Here is a 25,039-nt window from a genome sequence, read left to right on the forward strand (position 1 = left end):
CGCGATGAAACTAAAAAAAGCAACACATTTAAGAGGGACGATAGCTGTTCCCGCCGATAAATCGATCTCACATCGCAGTATCATGTTCGGGGCATTAGCCGAAGGAACAACGACTGTCCGTAATTTCTTGCGGGGAGAAGACTGCTATAGCACTCTTCATGCATTTCAATCATTAGGAGTTCCAATCCATGATGACGGTCAGACGATCACGATTGAAGGACAGGGCTTTAATGGCCTTAAGCCTGCCCAAGACCCAATTGATATCGGCAATTCTGGTACAACAATTCGCTTAATGATGGGAATTTTGGCTGGGCAGCCGTTCACAACCACCTTATTCGGCGATAACTCTTTGAATAAACGTCCGATGAACCGAGTGATGCTGCCATTAAGAGAAATGGGGGCAAATGTTACAGGGCATGAACAGACGGAATTCCCACCGATCACCGTTAATGGTACTGCTTCTTTACAGCCCATCAATTATCAGATGCCCGTAGCAAGTGCCCAAGTAAAATCGGCGCTGATTTTGCGGCATTGCAAGCACAAGGTACCTCGACGATCATTGAAAAAGAGGCGAGCCGTAACCATACTGAAGAAATGATCCGTCAATTCGGTGGTGTGATCACCACCCAAGGCAAAACGATTACCGTAACCGGCCCACAAACACTGCACGGCCAAGAAGTAGTCGTTCCGGGAGATATTTCTTCCGCTGCCTTCTTCCTAACCGCAGGTACGGTTATGCCCGATAGTGAGATCATTTTAGAAAATGTCGGAATCAACCCGACACGTACAGGGATCCTTGATGTGTTAGAAGAAATGGGGGCATCGATTGCTTTTTCTAATCAAGATGATCAAAATCAATCGGCTGACCTCACTGTTCAAAGTTCTACCTTGCAGGCAGTAACCATCGCCGGCGACATTATTCCGCGTCTGATTGATGAATTACCGATCATTGCCTTATTGGCTACACAAGCTCATGGTAAAACGGTCATCAAAGATGCAGAGGAGTTAAAAGTAAAAGAAACCAATAGAATTGATGCAACTGCCGAAGAGCTGAGAAAACTAGGGGCTGATATCACTCCTACCGAGGACGGCTTGATCATCAACGGACCTACTCCTTTGCATGGCGGAAAGGTCTCAAGTCGGGGAGATCATCGTATCGGTATGATGTTGCAGATTGCCGCCTTATTGACAGATGAAGAGGTAGAATTAGAAAAAGCCGAAGCCGTAGCAGTTTCTTATCCTGATTTTTTTGAGGATGTCGCGCGTTTGGCCAAAGGAGGAGACAGCGAGTGAAAAAAATGATATTAATTGGCTTTATGGGTGCCGGAAAGACCACGATTGGTCGTCTTTTGGCTGAAGAAACGAAACAGTCCCATGTGGATTTTGATGACTTGATCGTTGCTGAGATCGGCATGACCATTCAAGAATTTTTTGACCAACACGGTGAGGAAGCCTTTCGCAAAATCGAAACGGATATTTTAGCTAAAACTTTGGCAAAGGAACAAATTATTTCCACAGGTGGGGGCATTGTATTAAAAGAAGAAAATCGTCAACTTTTAAAAGAGATGCCCTTAGTCGTGTATTTAAAAACAGATCCCGAGGAACTGATCCACCGTTTAAAGGCGGATACTGGTAGTATTCGTCCCTTGGTTGTCTCGAAAACACCCGAAGAAATATTGGCTGTTTACCGACCTCGGATCCCTCTTTATGAAGAAACTGCTTCATTGATCGTTGAAACGACAAACAAAGCACCTCAAGAAATCGTTCAGGAAATTTTAACTAAAGCGGGTGCCTAAAATGAAGATTGGTTATTTAGGACCTGAAAGCTCTTTTACGTATTTAGCTGCGCAAGAAGCGTATCCAGAAAATACATTTATGCCCTATGGATCGATTCCACTTTGTATTCAAGCACTAGCTAACGGCGTAATCGATCGAGCTGTCGTTCCCAATGAGAATGCATTAGAAGGGTCTGTTCATGCCACGATTGATACGCTGTTTCGTCAAAATCAGTTGAGCATTGAACAGGAAATTATTTTACCGATCAATCATCAATTGTTAGTTTCTCAGCAAACAGCAAAAGACAACCGTCCCATCACTAAGATAATTTCTCATCCGCAAGCATTGGCGCAATGTGCCGACTTTATCGAAGCCCGATTTGCTGGCGCTACTGTTGAGGCGGTTGCTTCCACAACGACTGCAGCAGCCTACGTAGCAAAACATCCAGAAGAAGCAGTTGCGGCGATTGCTTCCAAAGAAGCAGCTTTCGCTTATCAAGTAACGATCAAAGAAACCAATATCCAAGATGTTGCCTTTAATCAAACCCGCTTTTGGGTTTTGACAAAGAAAACAGCCAACACCGAAGTACCAGAACAAACAGCCGAAAAAGCAACCATTTTTGTGACATTGCCAGCAAATCGTCCGGGGATCTTGCACAAAATCTTAGCAACTTTTGGCTGGCGGGAAATTGATTTAAGCAAAATTGAATCGCGTCCGTCGAAAACTACCTTAGGTGAATACTTTTTTGTCATTGATCTGGTGATGGACAAACCGTGGCAACTGATTTTAAATGCCTTTGAAGAGATTCAGTTGTTGGGTGGACACGTCCATCTTCTCGGCGTGTATGCGGTAAATGTTGTTGAGGAAGTGACAAAAAATGACTCAAGTCAAAATAAAAATTAGCCAAGATGAAAAGCTTTTAGCAACGTTTCATAAAGAGATCCAAGCACAGCACCATCAATGGTACCCAACGATTTTTAAGTCCTTTGATCAGTCAAGATCTGAACAAGCAATCACACAACAGCTACAAGAGCCAAGCCACCACTTTTTTATCGCTTGGTTAGCGGAACAGCCTTGTGGCTTTGTGCATCTTCAAGAGGTCTGTTTGCCACAAAATGCGATGATGCATGAACGAAAGTGGCTGGAAATTGCGGCGATTGCCGTTGACACTCGGTACCAAGGGATGCATATTGGAAAACAATTGTTGGCATTTGCTGAAAAAGTTGCGTTGGAAAAAGGCTTCGCTGATCTTTCACTAAATTTTTGGTCGGCAAATCCAGTGAAATCATTTTATGAGCAAGCAGGATTTGTGAGCACACGACAAGGCGCATCAAAGCATCTAAGGTAAAAAATTGAAGAAATTTCCTAGAAAAAGGTTAAAATTTCAGAAAATAGCTTTCTTTCTATAAGGTCTAGGGTATCCTTATAGACAGAGAGCTATTTTTTAGTTGGAGGATCAGAAGCAATGAGCAGGATGGAAAAAAATAAAAAACTGCATGAGCGGCTAGAAAAGGAATCCAGTCAGGCAGCCAAAGAAAGTATCTTTGCCCGCAGAGAAGCCAAAAGAAGAAACCAGCGCGTCAGACCGAGCGATTCTACTCCGTCTGCTGATGAGGAAGTAGGAGATATTCCTTATCAAAACACCCAGCAGTCTAGGGCAAGCGACCCTCGTGTGGCCCAAAGTTTCCGAGAACAGTCACAAGTAGGATCAAAAAAATCTGAGGGACGAAAAAGCGCAATCTCCCCGCTATCTGCTCAGGGGCCTGCGATACATCAAAGTCAGGAACAAAGCAAACAAAAAGCGCAAAAGCTTAAGAAGAGCAAGCCACCCAAACAAAAGAAAAAGCGGAAGCACCCAGTTCTGCGTATTGTGATCCGGGTACTATTGGTGCTTTTTGCCTATTCATTGATTGCATTTCTTGTCGGCCAGCAAGTCGCAAGAAGTGACGCTGCTTTTGCTACAACTGATGAGGAGACTTTTAATGGTACGGCAGCTGCAAATGGTGCTCGTAATATATTGCTCATTGGTAGTGATAGTCGTGAAGGAGAAGCTGGACGAGCAGACACTATTATGGTTTTGCAATTAGATGGTCCTAGCAAAAAACCGAAGCTCATTTCCTTTATGCGTGATACCTTGGTGACCATTCCTGGTTATGGCGAAAACAAGATCAATGCGGCGTACGCCTTTGGTGGTGCTGATTTAGTCAGACAAACGTTAGCAGAGAACTTCGGTCTAGAAACCAATTATTATGCAAAAGTTGACTTTCGTTCCTTTGAAAAAGTGATCGACACACTGTTTCCCTCAGGCGTTGCTATCAACGCGGAAAAAGATATGAGTAAAAATCTTGAAGTTGCCATCAAACAAGGGCAACAACAAATGAATGGGCTTGAGCTGTTGCAATACGCACGTTTTCGGATGGACGAAGAAGGTGACTTCGGTCGCGTAAGACGACAGCAGCAAGTAATGGATGCGATCTTTAGCGAAATGAAAAATCCTTTAGCTGTTTTAAAATTGCCTTATGCAGCAGGAAAAGTTTTAGGCTATGCTTCCACCAACCTGCCAATGTCTTTCCTATTAAAAAATACCTTATCGATTGCTCGTGGGGCAGGGGGGATCGACAGCCTGACGGTCCCAGTCGCTGACTCTTGGCAATACGGTTCAAGTGCGAGTGCCGGAAGTGTGTTAGTCGTTAACCTTGAAACCAATCAACAAGCAATCAGGAATTTTCTTAATGAGTAAGCAGAATGAAAAGTTCTGAAAACCATTTGAAAGTAAGTAAATTTATGCTATATTATTAATGACGTTTGAAATTTGTTGAAACGAGGAAAAAGAATGAAATTAGCCGTTGTTACTGACAGTACAGCTTATCTGCCGGAACGGATCAAAAACCATGAAGATTTGTTTATCATACCGATCCCTGTTATTTTAGATGGAAAAGTCTATAATGAGGGCATCGACATTGAAGCTGATGAGTATTACGCTTTGCTGAAAAACAGCAAAGAATTCCCAACCACTTCTCAACCGGTACTAGGTGAAGTGTTAGCCTTATATGAGTCATTGAAAGATCGCGGTTACGACACGATCATTAGTATCCACTTATCAAGCGGTATTTCTGGATTTATCGGAACGCTTTATGGAATCACCGATGAAATCGAAGGCGTTCAAATCATTCCTTACGATTCGAAAATCACAAGTATGCCGATGGGCCACATGGTAGAAACCGCTCTTGATCTGTCAAGTCAAGGCAAAACCGTAGAAGAGATCATTTCGCATCTGGACACTATCAGAGATAATACCTATGCCTATCTGATCGTGGACGACTTGAATAACTTGGTTCGTGGCGGTCGCTTAACCAATGGAGCAGCCTTAATTGGCGGATTATTAAAAATCAAACCGATTTTGACTTTTGATCAAGGAAAAATTGTGCTTTACGAGCGCATTCGTTCCAGTAAAAAAGCATTCAATCGTGCGGAAGATATCATTGGTCAACGGGAGCAAGAAATCGCATTGCCTGTTAAATTTTATGTAATTCATGCCAATAATTTAGAAGTAGCCAAAGAAGAAAAAGCAAAACTACAAGCGAAATACCCAAATGCAGAAATTGAGATTGGCCACTTCGGACCAGTTATCGGCTCGCATTTAGGAGAAAAAGCCATCGGGATCGCCATATCAGCGCAATAATTTTTATTTATCTGTGTTTACAAAAGCAATTATCTTTATGGAGACAGTAAAGGAAAGAACCAGTTAGACGTTTGTCTAGCTGGTTTTTTTCAACAATCTTTTTTTGAATTTTGCTTGTAAAAAAACACACAAACTCGTACAATAGGATCAAAATGAAGCACTGGCAAAGGAGGCGTTGAAATGAAGTGTTCCTTAAGAAGGTGGCAGATGAGTGATGCAAATAATCTGGCTCGAGCTCTAAATAACCAGACAATTCATGGCAATTTACGAGATGGACTCCCCTTTCCTTACACTGTTGCAGATGCACAAGCCTATATTCAATCTGTCGCAAAGGCAGAATTCGCCTTTGCGATCACTGTGGATGATCGATCTGTGGGGAGTATTAGCGCCCTTCGCAAAGAAAACATCCATTTTAGAACAGCTGAGATAGGGTATTACATCGCAGAAGAATATTGGGGAAAAGGCTTGATGACCAAAGCTGTTCATCAACTATGTGACTATATATTTACTACGTCAAATATTGTTCGTATTTTTGCTGAGCCTTTTGCTAAGAATCATTCCTCTTGTCGCGTGTTGGAAAAAGCAGGCTTTGAGTTGGAAGGAATTTTACGAAAAAATGCGCAAAAAAATCACCAGCTGTTAGATATGAAGCTCTATTCGTTGATTCGTCAAGAGGAAGATGCACAGGATGACAATAATCAAAAAGGAGATACCCTATGAATGAACTGCAAAAGTTACCAAATGTTGGACAGGTTTTAGCGGATCATTTCGTTAGGATCGGTATCAATACCCCGGAGCAATTACGCGCCAAAAAAGCCGAAGCGGTTTTTCTAACGATCCGCCAACAATGCGATGCAGGTGCTTGCCTGCACATGCTCTATGGCATTGAGGGGGCGATCCAAGGCATTCCCAAAGCCCAGCTCGCAAGTCAGAGGAAGCAAGAATTGCGCCTTTTTTTCAATCAATTGAGTGAATAAATCAAGGCGACATAGCAAAGCACTTTTTTAAGAGACTTCTTTTTAGAAGCTCCTTATCAAGGTGCTTTTTCTATAGACTTCTGTCTATGTTGTCTATGTATAGTAGAAAAGACCTTTTGCTTGTTCCAGAACCGCTTCCTTATTATACTTACTCTATCTAGTAAATTACTAATTTACTAAACAAGGAGTGAAAATAATGAAAATACCAGAAAACTTGAAGCATAAACCTGTCATTAAAGTAGAAGACTATGATACTGTTGACGGAAAAAATGCGTTACATACAGATGCAAAAGGCCTTTCCCTCGGATTGGCGCAATGGAATGATCGCGGGAAAGTCGATATCTCCGGCAAAGTCTGGCGCCATACTGGTGAAAAATGGTCTCGACAATCCGAAGAATTGCCGCTTACGAGAATTTTGGATTTAGCGATCTTAGTGGCTCAATCCAGTTTGTATTTTCAAGAGGCCTATCGCCATGAAAAGTTTTACGATCCTGAAAATCCTTTGATTGAAATCATTGGCCTACAAGGAAATCGCATGACCGTCGAAGTAGACACCGAAAATCCTAAAATCGATGAAGACATTCTGCTTTTCTATGATTCCTTGCAAAAAGATGGTGAGCTATACGGCGAACGCTTCAAAATCCTGAAACGGCTTTTAGATGAGCTAGGTTATTAAGAAAAGGAGCAGATTGCTATGACACAACATCAACCATCTTTTGTCGTAACGGAAGGACGCGCTTTTAGTAAATTAGAACAAACAATGATTTGGAAAAAACCACAAAGTCATCAGACCAGTGATGAAGAACTACGAATTGCATCAGAGATTGCGTTGAATTGGACGGATCCAGAAATGAAAATTTTCAATGTGTTGCTGGAAGGCGATGCTGGGTCTGGTAAAACACAGTTGGCAAAGGCACTTTCTGCCGACCTGCAACTGCCCTACACCAAAATCACCTGCTTTGCCGATATGGATAAGTCAGATGTGTTTGGTGCTTTATTACCAGTGATCAACACCGACCAAGAAGAAGATAAGGACTTGCTGGATGCGATTTATCAAAGTGATTGTTTTGAAGATGTCTTGGCGTTGATCCAGCGGCATTTTTCCCTGACTCGTGAACGGGCACGGGCGAAATTTGCGGAACTGATCGAGCGGATCGAAACCAGCGATCAGCAACCAACGATTCAATACAAGTTTTATCCCTCAGAAATCGTACGGGCGCTGGAAAAAGGTTATTTGCTTGAGATTCAAGAGCCAACGGTCATTCGTGATGCTTCGGTACTAGTGGCTTTAAACTCTGCTCTTGAACAAAATGGAATGCTGAATATTCCCACTGGCTTTGTTCGCCGGCACCCTGACTGTGTCGTAGTCATCACCACGAATCGAAATTACCAAGGCAACCGTCCTTTGAACGAATCCTTGCGAGACCGGATGCAGCATGCTGAAAAAATGGATTTACCTGAGCTGGCAGTCATGGTGCAGCGAGGCATTGCCAAAACCAATTATCCGGACAAAACGACTGCGGAGAAAATGGCTGAGATCATACGCTTGCTAGACGTGACCGCCAAAGCCAATGCCATCAAAGGGGTGGCGGGCATGCGCTCCTATTTTTATTGGCTAAATGCAGTCAAGCAAGGACAAGATCCCTTTACAGCAATTGATAGCAAAGTGCTCTACAAAATCACCACCGATCCAAATGAGCTTGCTCTTTTACAACAGGCGCTAGAAGCTTCAGGGTTATTGGCGCAATTGCGGCTTTTGTTTTCTGGACAACCGTTAAATGCCTTTAAAGAACAAATCAAAGGACGCCGAATCAGCAGCGAAGAGGCGGACCAGCGCAATGTAGTGGAAGAAGGCACGACCGTCCTAAAAAATGAACAAGTCCTTGAGACCCCCAATCAAGAAACTGAGGCGGAAACGATGGAAACCAGTGATTCTGACAAACAAGAAGCGAAAGACGCAGCAACTGAGGCGACGTTTTCAGAAGAACTAGAACGCAATAGTCACGATGGCCAAGCAAAAGCTGGGAGTGAGACACAAGAGACCGCTCCTACTGCTCATTCTTTGTCGATCGAAGCGTATGAAACCCAGGAAAAAGAAAAGAAAACCACGGCATCAAAGGCGGCTCGACAAGCATTAAAAGAATCGATCCATGCCAAAGAAGGGCTGATCGTTCATCGACCACCCGTCGATTTAGAAAAAGCGGCTGAAGCCCAGCAGCGTTTGCAGCCGTTGTTGCCGATCGTAGAGTCATTGATCAAGCAAACCCAAGAAGTTTTGGAAAACGAACAAGCTTCGGCATACAGTAAAGGTAAGTACAGTGGCACACGCTTTGATGCCAGTAAGGTCGCGTATCAAGATTTTCGGACCTTTGACAAGAAGAATCCACCTCACGAACAGCCTTCCTTAGCTCTCGCTTTGCGCATTGATGAATCAGGTTCGATGATTAGAGATGATCGGATACAGTATGCGCAACAGGCGGTCTTAGCGGTGAATGCGTTCGCGGAGCGTTTATCTTTGCCATTGATGATTTATGGCGATACAGCAGATGTGACCGCTCGTGAAAAGACCTCGCTTTTTGCTTACAAAGAATTTAACGAAGGTTTTGAATTTGTGCCAGAGAAACTCATGACAATGAAGCCTCGGCAAAATAACCGTGATGGGGCAGTCTTGCGCGTACTAGCTGAAAAGCTCGCTCATCAGCCGGCAACTACTAAATTACTCTTGAATATCAGTGATGGCCAGCCAAAGGCTCTTCCTGATTATACAGGGGTAAAAGCCAAAGAAGATATTCAGCAGGTGATCGCTGACTACGAACGACAAGGGGTGCTGTTTTTGGCAGCTGCCATTGGCCAAGACAAAGAAGTGATCAAAGCGATTTATGGGGAAGAACGCTTCATTGATCTTTCCAATCTAACAGAATTTCCGCAGCGTTTGTTGCAGCTACTGACTAGGTATTTGTAATAGACAAAAAAGAGTGTAGGCCGAGTGCCTCATTCTTTTTTTGTCTATAATTATATTATGTAAACAAGATGGTGTTTGTCTAAATTCGGAAAATTCTGTAAAATAGATGCCAAAAGGAGGAGTACTATGGACAAATGGCGTTATTTCTATCCTTACCAGTTTGGCTGGCACGCAGCTCTTCGCAGGCGCAGTTTACTAATGAGTGGTTTATTGGCTGTTTTCTTGCTGATTCTTACCATCTTTGCAGAAAATTGGCTGTTGTTTTTTCATGACTGGTTGCAGTATGAATCAAATAACAGCGAAATCCAGACGGATCTCACCTATGCCAGTTGGATTTTCTTCTTGCAATTGTTGCGCGTTGCGTTAGGAATGTTAACATTGGGCTTGATCAGTGCTTTTTTGTGGCAGTGTAACCACATGTATCATTATCACTTGATCGGTGAGGAAGAGCAATCCCTGCATATACGTTTATTATTAGGACAAACACCTTTACTGGTCACGTTGGAAGAACTTGTCTTTATCACCATACAAAGCACCGTCATTCATTTAATAGGATTTGTCAGTGGGTTGTGGCTTTGTAAAAAAGCACTGCATGATTTTTTCGGGTTCTTTCATCTTCCCGCAGGATTTACATTTGAGCTTCCTTTTAAGCGTCTATTCCTAGTTCAACTTAGTGTGCTCTTGTTGCTTTTCGTGTTACGATTCCGCGGTACAAAGAGGACGGTTGAAGAGATTCTCGTTAACGGATGCCCGAATGGGTGAGGGAATAGGCTACCTTTATTTCCCTCTTTCAAAATGCGAACATATGTTTTATAATAAGTGAAACAAGACAAAGGTCGTGAAATTGTGAAGACATCCTTAACTTTAGAAATGGAAGAGGCACTTTATTATTATTGTCGTGAAAACAGTGATATTGTGGTAGAAGAGGTAGTGATGCCGGACGATCACGGCATCGTGGATACCTTGAGTTGTCGCTTGACGGCCGAAAACACCTTTGAATGGCGTTGCTACGAACTAAAAGTCAGTTTGGCAGATTTTCGCTCAAAAGCAAAACTATCCTTTATTGGGAATTATAATTATTTTGTCTTACCTAAGGCATTGTATGAAAAAGTCAAAGATCAGATTGCTCCTACAATTGGTGTCTTGGTCTATCATGCGTTTCTTGAAAAAGAAACGGGCAGCAAAGGGTATTTCAGTGTCGAAAAGAAACCCCAACGGCAAGAGCTGCAGGTTCCAGAAAATGCCTTATTGTTTCGGTTGATTTCGGCACAAGCGCGAGAAGTCGGCAAAGCAAAACAGACTGCTCGAGGATTGCGGGTATTTTCAACAGAACGTTTGTACCAAGAATTGAGGAAACGTCAGCCTGAGTATGACTTGTTCGGTGGTGGGGTCAATTACTATGATCGATTTATTGAAGATACTCAGCTGCAAGCGATCGAAGCCTTGAAAGAAGAATTGGCCGCTACGAGAGCAGCCTATGAAGCGCTGGAAAAACGTTTTTTATCAGGCGAGTAAGAAGGAGAGAAGCAGATGTACTTCCCATATATTCGTGGCAAACAATTTGATTTGTTGGCATTAAAAGCTTTATTGGAACAAGATCGCTTATCAGAAGCGATCCAACCGATCATTGAACCAGTTAAGCAATCAAAAACGTTCTGGACAACCATCGATTTATTTCAAAAGAAACAACATCCTTTTTATTTGATTCGCAATCCCCAGGCAGGGGCTTTTCTGACGGCAGAAGGGTTATCAGAGTTGCGAAATATTGCTGTGCCTAAAGCAATGATCGTGGATCGTCCCATTGAAACAGTGGAAGAAAAGCCTGACCTTTGGATTGTTCATCAATCGGATCAAGCACTCGCTAGTGATTGGCGGGAAAATACGCAGCCGGTGTTGGTAGGTAAAGAATTTCGATTGTTAAATAAAATCAACGGTCCCAAGCTACTGATGGAAGATCCGTTTACCCGTTTACCCAAAAATAGTTTCTATACAGAATGTTTGGACGAAGGATTTTCAAATGCCCATCACAGTTATCAAAAATTGGGCTATGCAGGTTTTAGTGATTTTTCTGTCGATAGCAAAATTTATTATGAGCACAGTTATCCTTCAAAGCGGTTGGTTTTGCATTGGATTTATCCAACAACTGAGCAAGCATTGCGTATCGTTCACTTATTTTCTGAGGAAGAATTACCAAACCAGAAAGAAAAGTTTTTCCAAGTCATGGAGGCATTATTGCAGCACGAAGAGCAATATCCTACCCAAACCGCTGGGCTACAGCTATTAGTTGCTGCTTATCAGCAAGGCTCATTTCCAGGCATGGGGGTTATCCGAAAAGCTGCCGTTATGAATCACTTGGAGCTCGTCAGTCGTCTTATTTAGTCGCTATACGCAGACGATTGTAGGTCCTCAGTCAATAAGATCCTGCCACTTTAGTTAATCGTACAAATTGCCTTGATTGCACCATATGATTTCAGGATAACGATAAAATCAGGGAAAAGGAGTTGGCACTTATGGGAACAAAAGATAGAGAATATTATCGAAACGAAGTAAAAAAATCTGAAAAAAACAAGAAAAACCTGCTTATTCAACGTTTAAATCAACTAGCATTTGTTTTGGTCGTTTCGATCATTGTTCTTTTGGCGATCCTGTATTACATAGTTTGAAACTTTTCGTAGCTGTCATTACATTATCGGCAGCAATAGGAAGAAATTGTACTTAAATGACTGTGATCCCTTGATTAGGACTCGCTATGGGAATCTGATTCGTTAGGTGAAAACTGAACGCAACGAAACGTTTCTTGTTTATCGTTGCTGGTTTGCCTGTGATCAAGATTCCCATTAGGCTATTTAGTTAGAACAAATTTGCTAGGTTATGTACGAATCATTACGAGTCATTACGGATAAGATCGTGAACAACGATTCATTGAGTGATTCATTGAGATTGGCCAGCAGCTGCAAACAAAGTTTGAATTCGAAGATTCAAGGATCAACAAGATTAAATATAAACGTTGCATTTCGTTTCACTCGTAGAAGAAACAAAAATCCAAAAAACTATCGCTCAAATGAGTATTTATTTTTATTATGCTGCCAATTCGCTGAATTTGAAGGAAATAATCATGAATAAGAGGGAGGAGAGTCGTAAAATTACTAGCTAAATACGGTGTTCAAAAAAATTTCTATTTTAGTTTACATAATATATATTATACAAAGATGTATTTGGAAAAGAGTTCGTGCCATTCTAGACAGTTCATATCAATTCTGCATCATTTTACCTCCCTCCGAATGACTTTTATCAGTAAATTGTCACTAATTCACTTAAAATTCAACTAAAACTAAGCTTTCTTTTTTTATAAGTTTCTTCAGATTCTTTTTTGGTTTGCTGATTAACAGTTTGTTAACTGACTTGTAGCAAGTTACTTGCGGATTCGTCTTTTTTATCTCAGCAAATACAGATTCAAGCTATCAGCCTTGATTCACGAACCAATCGGTTTGATTTTATGCTATAATCATTTTGAAAATCTTTAAGTTTTTTTCTAGAACTTTATTCATATATAGCCAATCCGTTTCAAAGTTCTTATACAGGTGCTTAGACGTTGCAACTGCTAACAAATATCCGTTACATGATTCTATAAACAAACTTAAAATCGCGCAGATAACTTAAGGCATTTCGTTATTTCATATAATTGTAATGTTCATAGGTCATCATAAAAGCCCATATTTTGCTAAAGAGCCTGAATAAAACACCGTTGATCATTCTTTGGAAAAATAGAATCATTTGCCAATAAGATCAAACCTGCTGCTGTCCACTAGCTTTTCGACGGCTAGTGAATGGATTTTGCTTTAAAGTGCCGCTAGTTAGGATAAAATACATAAGGTTCGGATTGATCCAAAAGCAATTATTCTAACGATTCAACGCCCCTTCTCCTTTCTAAACCTCTTTATCAGCTGATACAAATTCAAAATTAAAAACAGAAAACCAATTGTTGCTGCCCATTAGCTGCAACAAGTACGGAACAGAATGTATCCTATTATGTATTGAATTTGCTTTGTGTTTGATTGACCAATTGGTAGCCAATACAATGGACGTAGCTGTAGATTTTCCCAATACGGGTTGTGAAACCCTATCAAATAGTGCAGAGCTAAATACCCGAAAATCATAAAGCCAAATGACAAAGTCACGATCCGTCCCCACCGTGGGATTTCTTTGATAAATAAACCTAGCATACATATCAATAAGGGGAACGAATAATTAAGCAGTAAATCGCTGCTGATATTTTGGTTCCGAGGATCCTTCATTATTTTGTCATTTAAGCCCCAACTTATGCCGACGATCACAAACATAAGCGCCAGAATAGTCAATCGCTTGCGATCAAAGAGCCACTGTTCTTTATCCTGTCTACTTGCAAGGTATATTGTAAGTATGACCACCACTAATCCAGACATCATATTCCCTTCTCCCCAGCTGCTTTTCTTAAAAGTTGATTGTTGCATTCGAGTGAATTATAGCAGATATAGTATAAAAAAACGACCTACCTTTACTTCCTTATCTGCTGGGCTTTGCAAGGGTTCCATAGAAGAATCAGAAATTTAAAAATCTGTTCGCTTTACAAATGAGAACGTATGTTTGTATTATATAGATAAGAGGTGATTGCTATGGGTATGCTGCAACCATATGAAGATCGAAAAAAGCTAAAGTGGCAAGGATTCTTTTTATCTGAGCATACAACTGAAATTGAAGAAGAGCCGACACGTAAATTTGATTGTCCACCTAAGCCGTCACTCACAACGGAAGAAATCAATCAGTGTTTATTTGAAGCCATGAAAAAGAACCTAACTGTGGCGATCCAACGAGAAGAAGTCAATGAAGAAGGCGGCTATCCTCCAGATATTATCGGGAAAATCAGTGGTTATGATCCATTAGGTATTTACTTGACGGGAGAAACAACAGAAAAAATCCATTATGATGAGATTCGTCATGTCGCTTTTTATGAAGAGAAAAAATGGTTTGATCTCAACGAATGATGCCGCTTTTTACTACTTACTAAAGGAGGAACACCTGATGCAAACACAAAAAGGCACTGTCTCAAAAATAAGGATCGTTTCCTTTGCCCCCTCCCCTTTGGTCCGCTTTACACTAGGTACCACCAACTGTTTGATTGCGAAACACAGTTTGAACTTTTTAGGGGATGTTGATGACGGCATGTTTCTAACTGTAGGTGGCTATTGGAATAAGCGCCACCAATTCGTGGTGCAAAAGTATACGGTGTACGGCAAAACAAAAATCATGTTGGATATCGATGCCTATCGACAAAAAACAGTAAAGGCGGGTTCATTATGAGAGCAAGAGACCTCTTAACAGCACTGACAACGTCATCGAGTGCAGCGGATTACCAAGGAATTTATTTAACGTACAAAGAAAACCTGATTCCTTTTACGACGATCGCTCAAGATAGCCATAACCAATTGATTTTATTTTTCGAACCAAAAAAGCCTGCTCTGACGCTGAAAGAATTATATACACAGCTAATGCTGCATAAGAATTTGGACTTGCTCTATTGGGATGGCGAGTCACGTCAAAAAGTACTAGGGTTTCGTGAACAAGAAGAAAAGATCATTCTTTAGTCCCCTCGCCTATTTTGGGCACACAACAAGTGTCGAAAATCTCGGCAAAACGAAGAAAATAACGTATACTTTGTGTAAAGACTAAAGGAGCATATCATGAAAAATCAAAAGATCACCCAAATGAGTTTCGCGAAAGTCTATCCCCTATATATTGCCAAAGCAGAGCGGAAAAATCGAACAAAAGAAGAAGTGGATCAGATTATTACGTGGCTAACTGGTTATGACCAAGAAACGCTGCAACAGATGAATGAGGAGCTTTCTTTTGAAACCTTTTTTAGTCAAGCCCCACAGCTCAATCCAGCGCGAAAACAGATCACTGGTGTCATTTGTGGGATTCGGGTAGAAGAGATCGAAGAGCCAATAGTTCAAGAAATTCGTTATCTAGATAAACTAATTGATGAACTGGCGAAAGGAAAAGCCATGACGAAAATTTTGCGCTCTGTCGAATGACCCCCTCTTTTTTCAAGTTGTCATTTGCAGATCGACCCTTTATACTGGAAAGTACCTTGGCAGGGGCAAATCATTGCTCAGAACACAGTGGGAAATCACCCCGCTGTGTTTTTTATGCTGCGCTTCTTGACGACAGCTTGTAACCAGCTAGGCAACCTTAGCTTAGTTCAACTACTTAGCATGTAGTGCCCTTTGGAATTGGCCGACTTTTTCGTGAAAACATAAGGACATTGTCTATGGCTCTCCTCTTCTCCACTTAACCAGACTCTCTTGAAACGCACAAAAAAGCACTCCTAAATGAAAGGAGTGCTCATTGTTACTTTTTCAATTCTTTGATCTGTTCTTTTCGCTTCAAATACGCCAGCTCTTTTTCCATTTTACGATAGCGGGCGAAGGCGTCTTCTGAAAGCTCACCGGCAGCAATGGCTGCTTTGACCGCGCACTTCGGTTCTGTTTCATGACGACAGTCTCGGAAGAAACAACCTTCAGCATACTGGCTGATCGCTTCAAAGGATTGGTCGATCGAAGCTGAGCGGACGGTACTGATGCCAACTTCCCGCATACCAGGAGTATCGATGATCATTGCGCCAGAGGGCAAAGTGAATAACTGACGACTCGTCGTCGTGTGTCGTCCTCGACTATCCTCTCGTATGTCATTGGTTTTTTGAACGTCTTGCGCCATAAGCTGATTTAATAAGCTGGACTTCCCGACCCCAGATGAACCGATAAATGCGCTGATCTGTCCGTCAGAAAAATACGTTTCCATCAGCAATTCGTTTGGTTCAAAAATGGACGTAGCAAATGTTTTCACACCAAATGCATCGTTTAATGCTTGCAGTAGCTCTGCTTTTTCACCAGATGTGACTTGATCGGCTTTGGTCAAGAGAATCACCGGATTAGCCCCGCTGTCCCAAGCGATCGTGACAAAGCGCTCTAACCGAGCGAAATTGAATTCTTCATTGGCGCTAGTTGCAATAAAAACCGTGTCGATATTCGCCGCGATCCCTTGTTCATCCGTCCGATTTCCGGCTACTTTTCTTTGTAAAAAACTCTTTCGTGGGAGCAAAGCATCAATCAAGAAATGATCTTGATCATACACCTGCCCTTGTACAAAATCACCAACAATAGGATAATCCTTGGGTGCTAGTGCCTGCTGGCGAAATTTTCCTGTAACTGTTGCTAAACATTCTTCTCCTGTAGTCAAGCGGACTTTTGCGATATCTTTGGCCTGAAAGACCACAATTCCTTGTTTTTCCATGATTTCCCTCCAGTTAGTTAGGAGGCCGCACTTAAAAAGAGAAACCTCCGAGTTGATGTTGCTTCATTTGATTTGTCATAAGACATTTCCCCTTTCTATTTTGTGCTCATCATGTGATGTCGCTTTATTATACCATCGGAACGGACGGATGGCTAAAGTAAATGTCCCAAGAGAGCATTTACAGAAATAAAGTAGATAAACAAGCCGGCAATATCTTTGATTGAGGTAATAATGGGTGCCGAACCGGCTGCTTGGTCGATGTTCAGTTTAATAAGTACAAACGGAACTAAGAAACCAAGTGCTGCGGCTAAGGTCATGGCAAAAACTAACGAAACACCAACAGCCACACCTAACATTGGGATCCCTTGCCATAGTGAAGCGGCGGTGCCGGAGATGATCCCTACGATCAAACCTAAACTCAAGCCAATCCAAACCTCTTTAAAGAAATGGCGGGTGAAGGTCGAAAGATCAATATGCCCTAATGACATCCCGCGAACAAAAACAGTTGAGGACTGTGTTCCAACGTTCCCCCCCATATCCATGATCAAAGGAATAAAGATTGCAACAGCTGCCACCGATTCCAATGTTTGTTCAAATTCATCAATGACTACCCCAGCTAAAAGACCAGCAACCAAAGTGATCACTAAAAACGGCAATCGGACTTTCCAAATTTGCCAAAGGCTGCCGTTGATCAGAACATTACTACGGTCTGCTTCATTAGAAGCAACATCGACTAAACCTGCGGCATTAAACATGTCTTCCGTCGTTTCTTGCTCGATGACATCGATGGCGTCATCGACAGTGATGATCCCAACGATTCGTGATTCCTTGTCTACGACTGGTAGCGCAATGATATCTAGTTCATTTAGCAAACGTGCCGCTTCTTCTTGGTCCGTGTCAGTAGTCACATAGATTACTTTTCGTGACATGATTTCACTGATGAGTTGCTCCCCTTGTGCCATCAAGAGATCTTTCAATGACAAGACCCCTTCTAAGGTTTTCGTTTGGTCGGTCACATAGAGCGTATAAATCGTTTCTTTTTCTTTGGCTTGCATCCGCACTTTTTCTAACGCTTGATTGACTGTCATGTCTTTCTTTAGTGTGATGAATTCCGGTGTCATTAAACGGCCAGCAGTCTCAGCTTCATATCCTAATAAGAGGTTTGTCGCGGCTCGTTCATCGGGGGCCAACGATTGTAAAAGTTTTTGCGTGACGGTGGCTGGCAGCTCATCCAAGAGCCTTACACGGACATCGGGGGCCATTTCGTTTACAAATTCGGTTGCTCGCTCATCGGTGAAAGAGCGTAACAAGTGTTGTTGTGTGGCTGGTGTCAAATCTTCAAATAGGATAAGGGCTTTATCTTTCGGTAATAGTCGGAAAACGATCACTTTTTCATCCGCGGATAAATTACTGAATAATTGTAACAGCGGCAGCTCTTCCATTCCTGATACGAGTTTTTTTAATTTTTCAGAGTCTTTCTTATTTAAATAATGTAAGATAGTTTCTTGCTGGTTCATGGGATACACTCCTTCTCCTATAATTTTGCCCAAAGAAAGAAAGGAAATCGTTCAGAAAATTGTCCGGATTTCTTTCGTTTGAAGGTTGTCTGCTAGACAGCTGAAATTTCGTTCCGCAGCTGGAGATACCTGTTATTAAAACAAGCACCAAAGGGATAGAGCAGCAACTTTACTCATTATATCACATAGTTTTTTTAAAACATGAAAAATATGGCTTGCAGACGAAAAATTTTATTCTAATATATTCCCTTTGTAAGGAGCGTTGATTGGAAACAATCAAGAGTAAAAACAAAAGCAGCAGGAAAGCTCTGTCAAACGCTCCATGCAAATGGTATGATGAATGGGTTGCAGTTTTTTTACTCCCCGTTTATGCTAACTATACATCAATGAAAAGAGAGGCAAAAAGATGGCAAAGAAAAAAACATTTATCGGATCGGTCACTGCGCTTCTCACACTCGCAGCAGTTGGCTTTGGATTCCTACAAAATAATGAGCTCATTCCCAAACCATAACACACCATCATCAGAGGTGACTGCCACTTCTGCTAAGGATATTCGTGCAGATGAACTGGCACATTTAACGTACCAAGGCACCCAAACGATTGAAGTCAATCAGAACATTCCTGAGTTTTCAGAAGATGATCTTTCACTTCAAAATGGTGCCTGGGAAGTATACGGCGACCTTGACCACCTCAATCGTGCGACCTCTGCTGAAGCAATGTTGAATCAATCCTTGATGCCAACGGAAAAGCGTGGCGATATCTCTAGTGTGAAACCAACGGGCTGGCGTAATAAGCAACTCCCCAATGGAAAATATTTATATAATCGGACCCATTTGATTGGGTTTGCTTTAGCTGGCGAAAATGCAAACTGGAAGAATCTGATCACGGGGACTAGTCAGTTGAACAATCCCGAGATGTTGCGCTTAGAAATGGATATCAACTATTATCTCAAGCAAGATAAAAAGCATTATGTCCGATATTCCGTCACTCCGATCTATCGCGAAGACGAACTGGTTGCTCGTGGTGTCCAGATGCAAGCAAAATCCATTGGTGATGACACGATCCAATTTAACTGCTATATCTTTAACATCCAAGATGGCGTCACGATCAACTATGCGGATGGTACCAGCGAGATTTCAAGCGAAGAAATGCCACAATCGGAGAAGGATGCTTCAAGTAGTGAAAAAACCACAGCTTCGACTTCTGCCGGCAATAAAAGCAATGAAGCGGATAAGAAACAGAAACAATATGTCGATGAACAAGGCAACGGTTTAATTAAAGGGTCAAAAAGTGGCATCTATCATTTGCCAGGATCTAAATACTACGAGGATACTACCAACCCGAAAGAATGGTTCAAAACGATCGCTGAAGCGGAAGCTGCCGGCTACCGTGCACCAAAATAAAAAAGCCTTAGGCTTTTTTATTTTGGTGTTTATTTATTCTTCATTGCCTTGCGCTTGCCGCAACGCTTTGACATAGGCCTTCCCTTCATCTGTAAAACGTACCGAGCGTGACTTATAACGGTAAGCTCGGTAAATCAGGCCTCTTTTTTCAAGACGCAATAAATGACGATAAACCAAAGAAGTTGTTTTTATCTCTTCATTGGCACAGATTTCCCGTATGGTAGGTGCACAACCCTGTTCTTGCATATAGTCGTCAATAAAAAGTAAAATTCGGTCTTTTCTCGGCATAATTCCTCCTTTCCACGAAGCAGTCCTCGCTGCTGCAAATTTGTAAAAACTGATAAACTACTGCTTCGTCTGCTTTTTGTCCGATCAATACACTGAAAATCTATTGATGCTGTCTCTTTTCCCATTCTTTCAACGAGTAAAAGTTCTTATTATACGCTGAAATTTTCCCCTTATCGAGAAAAGCATCGGCAAGCAACACTCTTTGCTATTGATTTTATCAAATTTAACAGCAAATAATAGCAGATTTACCGATTATTTTTATTTTTATTGACACAAAAGCAAATAGAGCTATTATTTTTTCTTAGAATTTGTTATTCTAAATTTAATTAAAGGAGGATTTTATGTTAGGAATTGGCTTATTTTTCGTAGGAATCACCTTGATAATCAATGGTTGGGGCAGCTTGCTTCACATTGACTATCGCTCACTTGCTTTAATCAATCTTTTTACAGGTTCGTTATCTTTTATTATCAATCTAGTCTATATGCTTCAAGGCGCTTATTATGAAGCAGGCACTGGCTTTCTCTTTGCATTCACGTATTTGTTGGTAGGGATCATTTACCTCTTTGATTTAGATCTACGTATTTATGGGATTTTTGCGCTATTCGTAGCCATCAATACCTTGCCTTTTGCCTGGGTTTCTTGGCGATGGGAGCAAGATCCCCTTTTTGCACTGATTTGGTTAACATGGGGAGCATTATGGTTTTGCGGCTTTTTAGACACAATCGTGAAGGTAAACTTTGGTCGTAAGATTCATTATTTTGCGATCGCTTGCGGTATCTTCACTACGTGGGTCCCGGGTTTGCTGATGCTATTAGATCTCTATTAAAAAAAGAGTGATTATCTCAATGATAATCGCTCTTTTTTTAGTAGGAAAACTGTTTTTTTCTAAAAAGTGTTCAAACTCCTGCATCGCTTTCTGAGGACCATTTGGCAAGTGCAAAAAGAATCGTTAGCATGAAATCCTCCTCATGTATCGAGTCCATCCACTCGTTTCTTTCAAGTATACTAAAAGTAGGCACATGTAGGAGAAGTTTTTTTGCAGACTTTCTCGTTCATCTTTTTACATTATTTAACTAAAAATTTGCTATAATAAAGAAAACCTTTCAAGGAGCAAACCAATGCGAAAAAAAATATCTTCCTTACGGCTTAGTATATTCTCACGCGGGCTGATTCTCTTTGCCTTTTTTTTCTTGATTCAACAATTTTGGGAAATGGTTGTTTCTAACTTTGAACTTCTGCCTTCGCTGGCATTCATCCAAATTCTCTTGATGATCCTTTCAACCTTTCTCATTAGCAAGTTTGTTAAAAAACGCTCGTGGCGGCAAGTGCTTTTTGGCAGCTACCTATTCATCATCGGCTCGCTGTTTTCTTTCTGGTTAGCAAATAATCCAGTGGAGCTGCAAGCAGTCACTCTTTATCTGATTGGTGCTTTTTTTGGCGGCATTCTTTGGGAGTATTTAGCACAGCGCTTGGCAACAGATCTTATAGCCAAAGAACATAAACCTCGTTAACAGAGGTTTTTTTCTTTTTCTGATAGAAAAGGCAAAAATTCTTCGTATATAGTGTGAAGGGGTGAAAAAAGTGCAGGATGAAGAAATCATTGAACGAATCAAAAAGAAAGACTATGCCGGCTTAGAAGAACTGTTAGCGGTTTATGGTGATAGCATGCTGAGGACGATTCATAGTGTCCTATCGCAACCGCATGAAGTGAGCGAGCGACAAGATGTAGCGAACGAAGTTTTTTACGAGGTTTGGCAAAAGATTGCTGCGTACCAACCAGAAAGAAGTCGTTTGATTACGTGGCTGCTTTTGATTAGTCGCAGTCGTGCGATTGACCACAAGCGGAAGCTGAACAATCGCTCGCTGGAAGAAAAGCCGGTTGATGAGCAGGAACTAGCGATCGAAGATTCACCTTTGACAAAGGAAAACTTTTTGGGCTTTATTGAAGACCTTGAAGCCCTCGATCAAAGGATCTTTCTGCTCTACTATTTTTATCAGGAATCACCCGAAACCATCGCAGAACAGACGGACTTAAATATCTCAGCAATTTACAATCGTCTTTCCCGTGGCCGCAAACGCTTAAAAGAAAGGATGACTATCGATGGATTTTAAACAGTTAGTTTTAAATGAAAATAAACCACTAACAAAAGTATCTGAACAAGAAAAAGCAACAACCTTCGAGCTGTCCAAACAATATGTTTTCTTGCAAGATCTATTAGAGGAGCTTCGGACGCTTTTAGCAAAAGACGAAACGATTCTTGGCTATCTGCCCTTGACGCCAGATGGAAACCTCGCCTTCGCCAATCAAGGGCTTGGCGCCTATGCCTATGCAACAACCGAAAAAGCAAAAGCATACCGTGACATCTTTCATGACACCCGTGGCAATCGTTTGTTGGTTTTCACAGAGACCCGAATGCTTTTTTTGGTCATCATCGACTATCTAGAAAGCAACACCTATTTCAGTTACCCCTATGAGACCATCAAAGCCTTCACCATCAAGCCAAGAAAGCTGATGAAGCATGAATCGCCAGATGATAAAGAGCAATTCCATTGGGGCTATTTCGACTTTCAAGCGGGGACGAACATATTCTCAGAAGTGCTGACAAAAAAAGACTACGAGTTATTTACGTCCTATCATGAATCCATTCCTGCACTCAAGAAAATTCCAATTCAAAACAAAATTTACCGAGCAGCGAAATATCAGTATTTCTTGAGTAATTGGCATTTCAGTTTTCGCTTAATGACCATTTTCAACCTGCTCTTCCTGCTGCTGTTTGTATTAATGATTCTCGGATTTTTCTTACACTTTGGGCCACTGAAAGGATTTTATTATAAGGATCTATTGGACATAGGTATGGTCATTTCCCTTTTTTATAGTAAGAACATCTTGCCATAAAAAAAGACTGCCGTTCCTTCCTAATCATTTCTTTGCTATCAATTGAATAAAGCACCAGATTTTCTACGAAAAAGCACCTCTTGCAGCATTCATTTTCACTTGAATCCTGCAAGAGGTGCTTTTTTCTCGGCCTATTGGGACATTCCTAATCGCTCGATTTTCATTTCCTTTTGAAATTCTCAGATTTCTTGTGAACTTTTCAGAAGACTCCACTCATAATTTCATACATGCCTAATGGGATTATTTTTTCATTCACGCTTGCTTTTTATGAAGAAACGTTATGATGATTTTACTTGCTAGGAGGTGTGAAAAATCGAACTTATCGGACATCTGATCTTCTGGGTCCCATTTTGTCTTTTTCTAGTGATTGGATCGTTTTTCATACAATGGCGGAAACGTTTCGTTTCAACCCTTATTGCAGCGATCCCGTTTCTCTTTTTTATGATAAAAATATTCAATTATCGGCATTATGAGCCGGATTTTATTTTCATCATCTATTTGATCGGACTCTTCTTGTCATCGATCGTACTAATCATTGCGGTACGCCGCCTTTCAAAGAGAGCCTGAAAATTTACTTTTACTAGGAAACAAACCCGTTTCTTAAATAATCCTCAGACCAACTTTAAGGTTCATTTAAGGTTGGCAGACTATAGTCAATACGGACATAATAATTTAGAGCCTGTGCTAGCGGAAACTAGCGCAGGCTTGTTTATTTATTTATAGAAAATAGGACAAATCACTAGCAGGTGTTGGATACGCGAAAATCATCTTGGCAATCGCTTCTTTCGATAGCTGATTTTCTAATACAAAAACAAAGTGGTTGATCAACTCATCGGCCAATGCAGAAAAAATCGTGACAGCAACGATGGTATCAGATGTGTCATAAACCAATTTGATTTTTGCCTCTTGATCATTGATTCGTCGATAAGTGTACCAAGAAGATAGATCCATCACCTCGCTATGATATTCTGAGGCATTATCGGCAATTTCTTGCTCACTGATCCCGATTCTTGCCAGTTTTTCCGCACCAAAAACTAGTGTAGGGATCAGCGGATAACGGATAGGCATTTTCTGGTCATCTATATGCTCGACAAGATAGGCGGCTTCAAAGCTGGCAACAGGGGTCAGTTTGGGCTGCTTTTTCGCGAGCACATCCCCGATGGCATAGATGTGTCTTTGACTAGTCTGCAAAAACTCATTTACTACGATCCCTTGTTTTGACGTTTCTACCCCTGCCTTTTCCAGTTGCAGATGATCGCTATTGGGTCTGCGTCCCGTGGCACCAATCACTGCTTCTACGGTGAGAGACACTGCTTGTGTCTGAATTGTATAGTGGTTTTGTTCTTTCATGATTCGCTGTGTATTCTGGTTAAAGTGAAACGAAACACCTTGATCCTGCATTGAGCGAACCATTTCTGCGGTCAATTCAGCATCAAATCCTTTTAGTGGCTGGTCATTATGATGAATTACATGAACTTCAGCACCTGCTGCTTGAGCGATCATCGCCAATTCGAAGGTAATATACCCAGCACCTATGAAAGCAATCGTTGCTGGCATCTTTTCAAAGGAAAGAAAATCAGTACTGCTTTGTAAATGCTCCTTGCCGACGATTGGCAGTACGGCTGGACGCTGTCCTGTCGCAATAATTATTTTTTCTGCTTGAATCTCTTCTGCGTCCACGACGACCGTATGGGCATCACGAAAAGCGGCTTGTCCGTAGTAAGTAGTGATTCCCTCTGCTAGTAACCCTTGTTTGGTTGACTCCGGCACACGATCAGTATACGAGCGCTTAAACGCCATCAGTGCCGGCCAATCAATGGATACCTGCCCTTGAATACCATTGCCATGCATACGTTTCGCCTCTGTTTTGACTTCTACGCCTCGCATCAGTAGTTTTTTCGGATCACACCCGCGATTGGGACAAGTGCCACCCCATAAATCGGCTTCAACGATCGCCACGGTCCTTCCTTTGGCTTTTAACCCGTAGGCAGCAGCCGTTCCAGCTGGACCCGCTCCGATAATCAGTACATCCACCTTTTTCATCTGTCTCCTCCTTCTCCTAAAGAAATTCCTACGCTTTCTCTTCCCTTCAAGTATAGCGAATCACGGTCAGCCCACAAAACAATTCGCCTTTTGCGGCTCCTACGAATGTTCACAATCATCCCTTGAAGTTGCGTTTGATATGGTATACTTTTCTAGTCAGTTTAA

The 25,039-nt window shown here is 41.6% G+C and carries 27 protein-coding genes and 1 pseudogene; 23 read left to right on the forward strand and 5 right to left on the reverse strand.

Annotated elements, in window-relative coordinates; translation table 11 throughout:
- The first annotated feature begins 4 nt into the window (after positions 1 to 4).
- From aroA to FJU10_RS19030, 14 genes and pseudogenes are all read left to right on the forward strand, one after another.
- A pseudogene (aroA, locus tag FJU10_RS08110) lies at positions 5 to 1,293 on the forward strand (3-phosphoshikimate 1-carboxyvinyltransferase).
- Positions 1,290 to 1,796, forward strand: coding sequence for a shikimate kinase (locus tag FJU10_RS08115; protein WP_086292391.1), 507 nt, complete (start codon positions 1,290 to 1,292; stop codon positions 1,794 to 1,796). The pseudogene aroA and the gene FJU10_RS08115 overlap by 4 nt, the downstream one beginning before the upstream one ends.
- 1 nt (position 1,797) lies before the next feature.
- Positions 1,798 to 2,679, forward strand: coding sequence for a prephenate dehydratase (gene pheA, locus FJU10_RS08120; protein ID WP_140965620.1), 882 nt, complete (start codon positions 1,798 to 1,800; stop codon positions 2,677 to 2,679).
- Positions 2,654 to 3,124, forward strand: a complete 471-nt coding sequence (locus FJU10_RS08125) for a GNAT family N-acetyltransferase (protein ID WP_140965621.1) — start codon at positions 2,654 to 2,656, stop codon at positions 3,122 to 3,124. Before pheA ends, FJU10_RS08125 begins: the two co-directional genes overlap by 26 nt.
- Positions 3,125 to 3,241: 117 nt before the next feature.
- Positions 3,242 to 4,516, forward strand: a complete 1,275-nt coding sequence (locus FJU10_RS08130) for an LCP family protein (protein ID WP_140965622.1) — start codon at positions 3,242 to 3,244, stop codon at positions 4,514 to 4,516.
- Between the two features lie 93 nt (positions 4,517 to 4,609).
- Positions 4,610 to 5,458, forward strand: a complete 849-nt coding sequence (locus FJU10_RS08135; protein ID WP_077453370.1) for a DegV family protein — start codon at positions 4,610 to 4,612, stop codon at positions 5,456 to 5,458.
- A 180-nt stretch (positions 5,459 to 5,638) separates the two neighbouring features.
- The gene (locus FJU10_RS08140) at positions 5,639 to 6,178 is read left to right on the forward strand and encodes a GNAT family N-acetyltransferase (protein ID WP_189372268.1); all 540 of its coding nucleotides are present in this window, start codon (positions 5,639 to 5,641) and stop codon (positions 6,176 to 6,178) included.
- A complete protein-coding gene (locus FJU10_RS08145) occupies positions 6,175 to 6,435 on the forward strand; it encodes a TfoX/Sxy family DNA transformation protein (protein ID WP_081118650.1) in 261 nt (86 codons plus the stop codon). The genes FJU10_RS08140 and FJU10_RS08145 overlap by 4 nt, the downstream gene beginning before the upstream one ends.
- A gap of 196 nt (positions 6,436 to 6,631) precedes the next feature.
- Positions 6,632 to 7,111 (forward strand): DUF6530 family protein, encoded by a 480-nt coding sequence (locus FJU10_RS08150; protein WP_005235941.1) that lies wholly within the window; start codon positions 6,632 to 6,634, stop codon positions 7,109 to 7,111.
- Between the two features lie 18 nt (positions 7,112 to 7,129).
- On the forward strand, positions 7,130 to 9,397 hold the full coding sequence (locus tag FJU10_RS08155) for an AAA family ATPase (protein ID WP_140965623.1): 2,268 nt from the start codon (positions 7,130 to 7,132) through the stop codon (positions 9,395 to 9,397).
- Positions 9,398 to 9,523: 126 nt separating this feature from the next.
- On the forward strand, positions 9,524 to 10,159 hold the full coding sequence (locus FJU10_RS08160) for a hypothetical protein (RefSeq protein WP_140965624.1): 636 nt from the start codon (positions 9,524 to 9,526) through the stop codon (positions 10,157 to 10,159).
- An 84-nt stretch (positions 10,160 to 10,243) separates the two neighbouring features.
- The gene (locus tag FJU10_RS08165; protein ID WP_140965625.1) at positions 10,244 to 10,912 is read left to right on the forward strand and encodes a hypothetical protein; all 669 of its coding nucleotides are present in this window, start codon (positions 10,244 to 10,246) and stop codon (positions 10,910 to 10,912) included.
- 15 nt (positions 10,913 to 10,927) lie between these two features.
- Complete coding sequence (locus FJU10_RS08170; protein ID WP_140965626.1) at positions 10,928 to 11,776, forward strand: sce7725 family protein; 849 nt, start codon at positions 10,928 to 10,930, stop codon at positions 11,774 to 11,776.
- Between the two features lie 131 nt (positions 11,777 to 11,907).
- Positions 11,908 to 12,060: a hypothetical protein gene (locus FJU10_RS19030; protein WP_189372271.1), complete on the forward strand. Its 153-nt coding sequence runs from the start codon at positions 11,908 to 11,910 to the stop codon at positions 12,058 to 12,060.
- A gap of 1,329 nt (positions 12,061 to 13,389) precedes the next feature.
- Here the strand turns inward: FJU10_RS19030 and FJU10_RS08180 are convergent.
- Positions 13,390 to 13,839 carry a hypothetical protein gene (locus tag FJU10_RS08180; RefSeq protein WP_223273002.1) on the reverse strand — a complete coding sequence of 150 codons (450 nt, stop codon included), beginning with the start codon at positions 13,837 to 13,839 and terminating at the stop codon, positions 13,390 to 13,392.
- A gap of 210 nt (positions 13,840 to 14,049) precedes the next feature.
- Here FJU10_RS08180 and FJU10_RS08185 point away from each other — a divergent pair, with 210 nt between their 5' ends.
- The 4 genes from FJU10_RS08185 to FJU10_RS08200 all read left to right on the forward strand — a co-directional run bounded on the left by FJU10_RS08185 (position 14,050) and on the right by FJU10_RS08200 (position 15,468).
- Positions 14,050 to 14,418: a hypothetical protein gene (locus FJU10_RS08185; protein WP_016611785.1), complete on the forward strand. Its 369-nt coding sequence runs from the start codon at positions 14,050 to 14,052 to the stop codon at positions 14,416 to 14,418.
- A gap of 37 nt (positions 14,419 to 14,455) precedes the next feature.
- Complete coding sequence (locus FJU10_RS08190; RefSeq protein ID WP_077453357.1) at positions 14,456 to 14,734, forward strand: hypothetical protein; 279 nt, start codon at positions 14,456 to 14,458, stop codon at positions 14,732 to 14,734.
- Positions 14,731 to 15,018 carry a hypothetical protein gene (locus FJU10_RS08195; protein WP_005226077.1) on the forward strand — a complete coding sequence of 96 codons (288 nt, stop codon included), beginning with the start codon at positions 14,731 to 14,733 and terminating at the stop codon, positions 15,016 to 15,018. The genes FJU10_RS08190 and FJU10_RS08195 overlap by 4 nt, the downstream gene beginning before the upstream one ends.
- Positions 15,019 to 15,114: 96 nt before the next feature.
- The gene (locus FJU10_RS08200) at positions 15,115 to 15,468 is read left to right on the forward strand and encodes a DUF2200 domain-containing protein (RefSeq protein ID WP_140965627.1); all 354 of its coding nucleotides are present in this window, start codon (positions 15,115 to 15,117) and stop codon (positions 15,466 to 15,468) included.
- A gap of 316 nt (positions 15,469 to 15,784) precedes the next feature.
- On the opposite strand, the gene rsgA is transcribed toward FJU10_RS08200, so the two are convergent.
- Both rsgA and mgtE read right to left on the reverse strand, forming a co-directional pair.
- Positions 15,785 to 16,726: a ribosome small subunit-dependent GTPase A gene (rsgA, locus tag FJU10_RS08205; RefSeq protein ID WP_140965628.1), complete on the reverse strand. Its 942-nt coding sequence runs from the start codon at positions 16,724 to 16,726 to the stop codon at positions 15,785 to 15,787.
- Between the two features lie 152 nt (positions 16,727 to 16,878).
- Positions 16,879 to 18,243, reverse strand: coding sequence for a magnesium transporter (gene mgtE, locus FJU10_RS08210; protein WP_077453352.1), 1,365 nt, complete (start codon positions 18,241 to 18,243; stop codon positions 16,879 to 16,881).
- 488 nt (positions 18,244 to 18,731) lie between these two features.
- Between mgtE and FJU10_RS08215 the strand changes: the two genes are divergently transcribed.
- On the forward strand, positions 18,732 to 19,646 hold the full coding sequence (locus FJU10_RS08215) for a DNA/RNA non-specific endonuclease (protein WP_223273003.1): 915 nt from the start codon (positions 18,732 to 18,734) through the stop codon (positions 19,644 to 19,646).
- A 33-nt stretch (positions 19,647 to 19,679) separates the two neighbouring features.
- Here the strand turns inward: FJU10_RS08215 and FJU10_RS08220 are convergent, their stop codons facing one another.
- The gene (locus FJU10_RS08220; RefSeq protein WP_077453350.1) at positions 19,680 to 19,934 is read right to left on the reverse strand and encodes a LexA family protein; all 255 of its coding nucleotides are present in this window, start codon (positions 19,932 to 19,934) and stop codon (positions 19,680 to 19,682) included.
- 341 nt (positions 19,935 to 20,275) lie between these two features.
- Between FJU10_RS08220 and FJU10_RS08225 the strand changes: the two genes are divergently transcribed.
- From FJU10_RS08225 to FJU10_RS08245, 4 genes are all read left to right on the forward strand, one after another.
- Positions 20,276 to 20,761, forward strand: coding sequence for an AmiS/UreI family transporter (locus FJU10_RS08225; RefSeq protein WP_081119459.1), 486 nt, complete (start codon positions 20,276 to 20,278; stop codon positions 20,759 to 20,761).
- Positions 20,762 to 21,053: 292 nt separating this feature from the next.
- On the forward strand, positions 21,054 to 21,446 hold the full coding sequence (locus FJU10_RS08235; protein WP_140965629.1) for a hypothetical protein: 393 nt from the start codon (positions 21,054 to 21,056) through the stop codon (positions 21,444 to 21,446).
- A gap of 61 nt (positions 21,447 to 21,507) precedes the next feature.
- Complete coding sequence (locus FJU10_RS08240; protein ID WP_140965630.1) at positions 21,508 to 22,047, forward strand: sigma-70 family RNA polymerase sigma factor; 540 nt, start codon at positions 21,508 to 21,510, stop codon at positions 22,045 to 22,047.
- Positions 22,037 to 22,831 carry a hypothetical protein gene (locus tag FJU10_RS08245; protein WP_140965631.1) on the forward strand — a complete coding sequence of 265 codons (795 nt, stop codon included), beginning with the start codon at positions 22,037 to 22,039 and terminating at the stop codon, positions 22,829 to 22,831. The genes FJU10_RS08240 and FJU10_RS08245 overlap by 11 nt, the downstream gene beginning before the upstream one ends.
- A gap of 717 nt (positions 22,832 to 23,548) precedes the next feature.
- On the opposite strand, the gene FJU10_RS08255 is transcribed toward FJU10_RS08245, so the two are convergent.
- Positions 23,549 to 24,874: a dihydrolipoyl dehydrogenase family protein gene (locus FJU10_RS08255; protein ID WP_140965632.1), complete on the reverse strand. Its 1,326-nt coding sequence runs from the start codon at positions 24,872 to 24,874 to the stop codon at positions 23,549 to 23,551.
- Positions 24,875 to 25,039: the final 165 nt, after the last annotated feature.

Source organism: Enterococcus sp. OL5, assembly GCF_006491895.1.
GTDB lineage: Bacteria > Bacillota > Bacilli > Lactobacillales > Enterococcaceae > Enterococcus_D > Enterococcus_D innesii.

Bases quoted from the DNA above. Each gene is read 5' to 3' on its own strand.
- pheA (WP_140965620.1), top strand. From the start codon at position 1,798: ATGAAGATTGGTTATTTAGGACCTGAAAGCTCTTTTACGTATTTAGCT.
- FJU10_RS08125 (WP_140965621.1), top strand. From the start codon at position 2,654: ATGACTCAAGTCAAAATAAAAATTAGCCAAGATGAAAAGCTTTTAGCA.
- FJU10_RS08130 (WP_140965622.1), top strand. From the start codon at position 3,242: ATGAGCAGGATGGAAAAAAATAAAAAACTGCATGAGCGGCTAGAAAAG.
- FJU10_RS08135 (WP_077453370.1), top strand. From the start codon at position 4,610: ATGAAATTAGCCGTTGTTACTGACAGTACAGCTTATCTGCCGGAACGG.
- FJU10_RS08140 (WP_189372268.1), top strand. From the start codon at position 5,639: ATGAAGTGTTCCTTAAGAAGGTGGCAGATGAGTGATGCAAATAATCTG.
- FJU10_RS08145 (WP_081118650.1), top strand. From the start codon at position 6,175: ATGAATGAACTGCAAAAGTTACCAAATGTTGGACAGGTTTTAGCGGAT.
- FJU10_RS08150 (WP_005235941.1), top strand. From the start codon at position 6,632: ATGAAAATACCAGAAAACTTGAAGCATAAACCTGTCATTAAAGTAGAA.
- FJU10_RS08155 (WP_140965623.1), top strand. From the start codon at position 7,130: ATGACACAACATCAACCATCTTTTGTCGTAACGGAAGGACGCGCTTTT.
- FJU10_RS08160 (WP_140965624.1), top strand. From the start codon at position 9,524: ATGGACAAATGGCGTTATTTCTATCCTTACCAGTTTGGCTGGCACGCA.
- FJU10_RS08170 (WP_140965626.1), top strand. From the start codon at position 10,928: ATGTACTTCCCATATATTCGTGGCAAACAATTTGATTTGTTGGCATTA.
- FJU10_RS19030 (WP_189372271.1), top strand. From the start codon at position 11,908: ATGGGAACAAAAGATAGAGAATATTATCGAAACGAAGTAAAAAAATCT.
- FJU10_RS08180 (WP_223273002.1), bottom strand. From the start codon at position 13,839: ATGTCTGGATTAGTGGTGGTCATACTTACAATATACCTTGCAAGTAGA.
- FJU10_RS08185 (WP_016611785.1), top strand. From the start codon at position 14,050: ATGGGTATGCTGCAACCATATGAAGATCGAAAAAAGCTAAAGTGGCAA.
- FJU10_RS08190 (WP_077453357.1), top strand. From the start codon at position 14,456: ATGCAAACACAAAAAGGCACTGTCTCAAAAATAAGGATCGTTTCCTTT.
- FJU10_RS08195 (WP_005226077.1), top strand. From the start codon at position 14,731: ATGAGAGCAAGAGACCTCTTAACAGCACTGACAACGTCATCGAGTGCA.
- FJU10_RS08200 (WP_140965627.1), top strand. From the start codon at position 15,115: ATGAAAAATCAAAAGATCACCCAAATGAGTTTCGCGAAAGTCTATCCC.
- rsgA (WP_140965628.1), bottom strand. From the start codon at position 16,726: ATGGAAAAACAAGGAATTGTGGTCTTTCAGGCCAAAGATATCGCAAAA.
- mgtE (WP_077453352.1), bottom strand. From the start codon at position 18,243: ATGAACCAGCAAGAAACTATCTTACATTATTTAAATAAGAAAGACTCT.
- FJU10_RS08215 (WP_223273003.1), top strand. From the start codon at position 18,732: ATGAGCTCATTCCCAAACCATAACACACCATCATCAGAGGTGACTGCC.
- FJU10_RS08220 (WP_077453350.1), bottom strand. From the start codon at position 19,934: ATGCCGAGAAAAGACCGAATTTTACTTTTTATTGACGACTATATGCAA.
- FJU10_RS08225 (WP_081119459.1), top strand. From the start codon at position 20,276: ATGTTAGGAATTGGCTTATTTTTCGTAGGAATCACCTTGATAATCAAT.
- FJU10_RS08235 (WP_140965629.1), top strand. From the start codon at position 21,054: ATGCGAAAAAAAATATCTTCCTTACGGCTTAGTATATTCTCACGCGGG.
- FJU10_RS08245 (WP_140965631.1), top strand. From the start codon at position 22,037: ATGGATTTTAAACAGTTAGTTTTAAATGAAAATAAACCACTAACAAAA.
- FJU10_RS08255 (WP_140965632.1), bottom strand. From the start codon at position 24,874: ATGAAAAAGGTGGATGTACTGATTATCGGAGCGGGTCCAGCTGGAACG.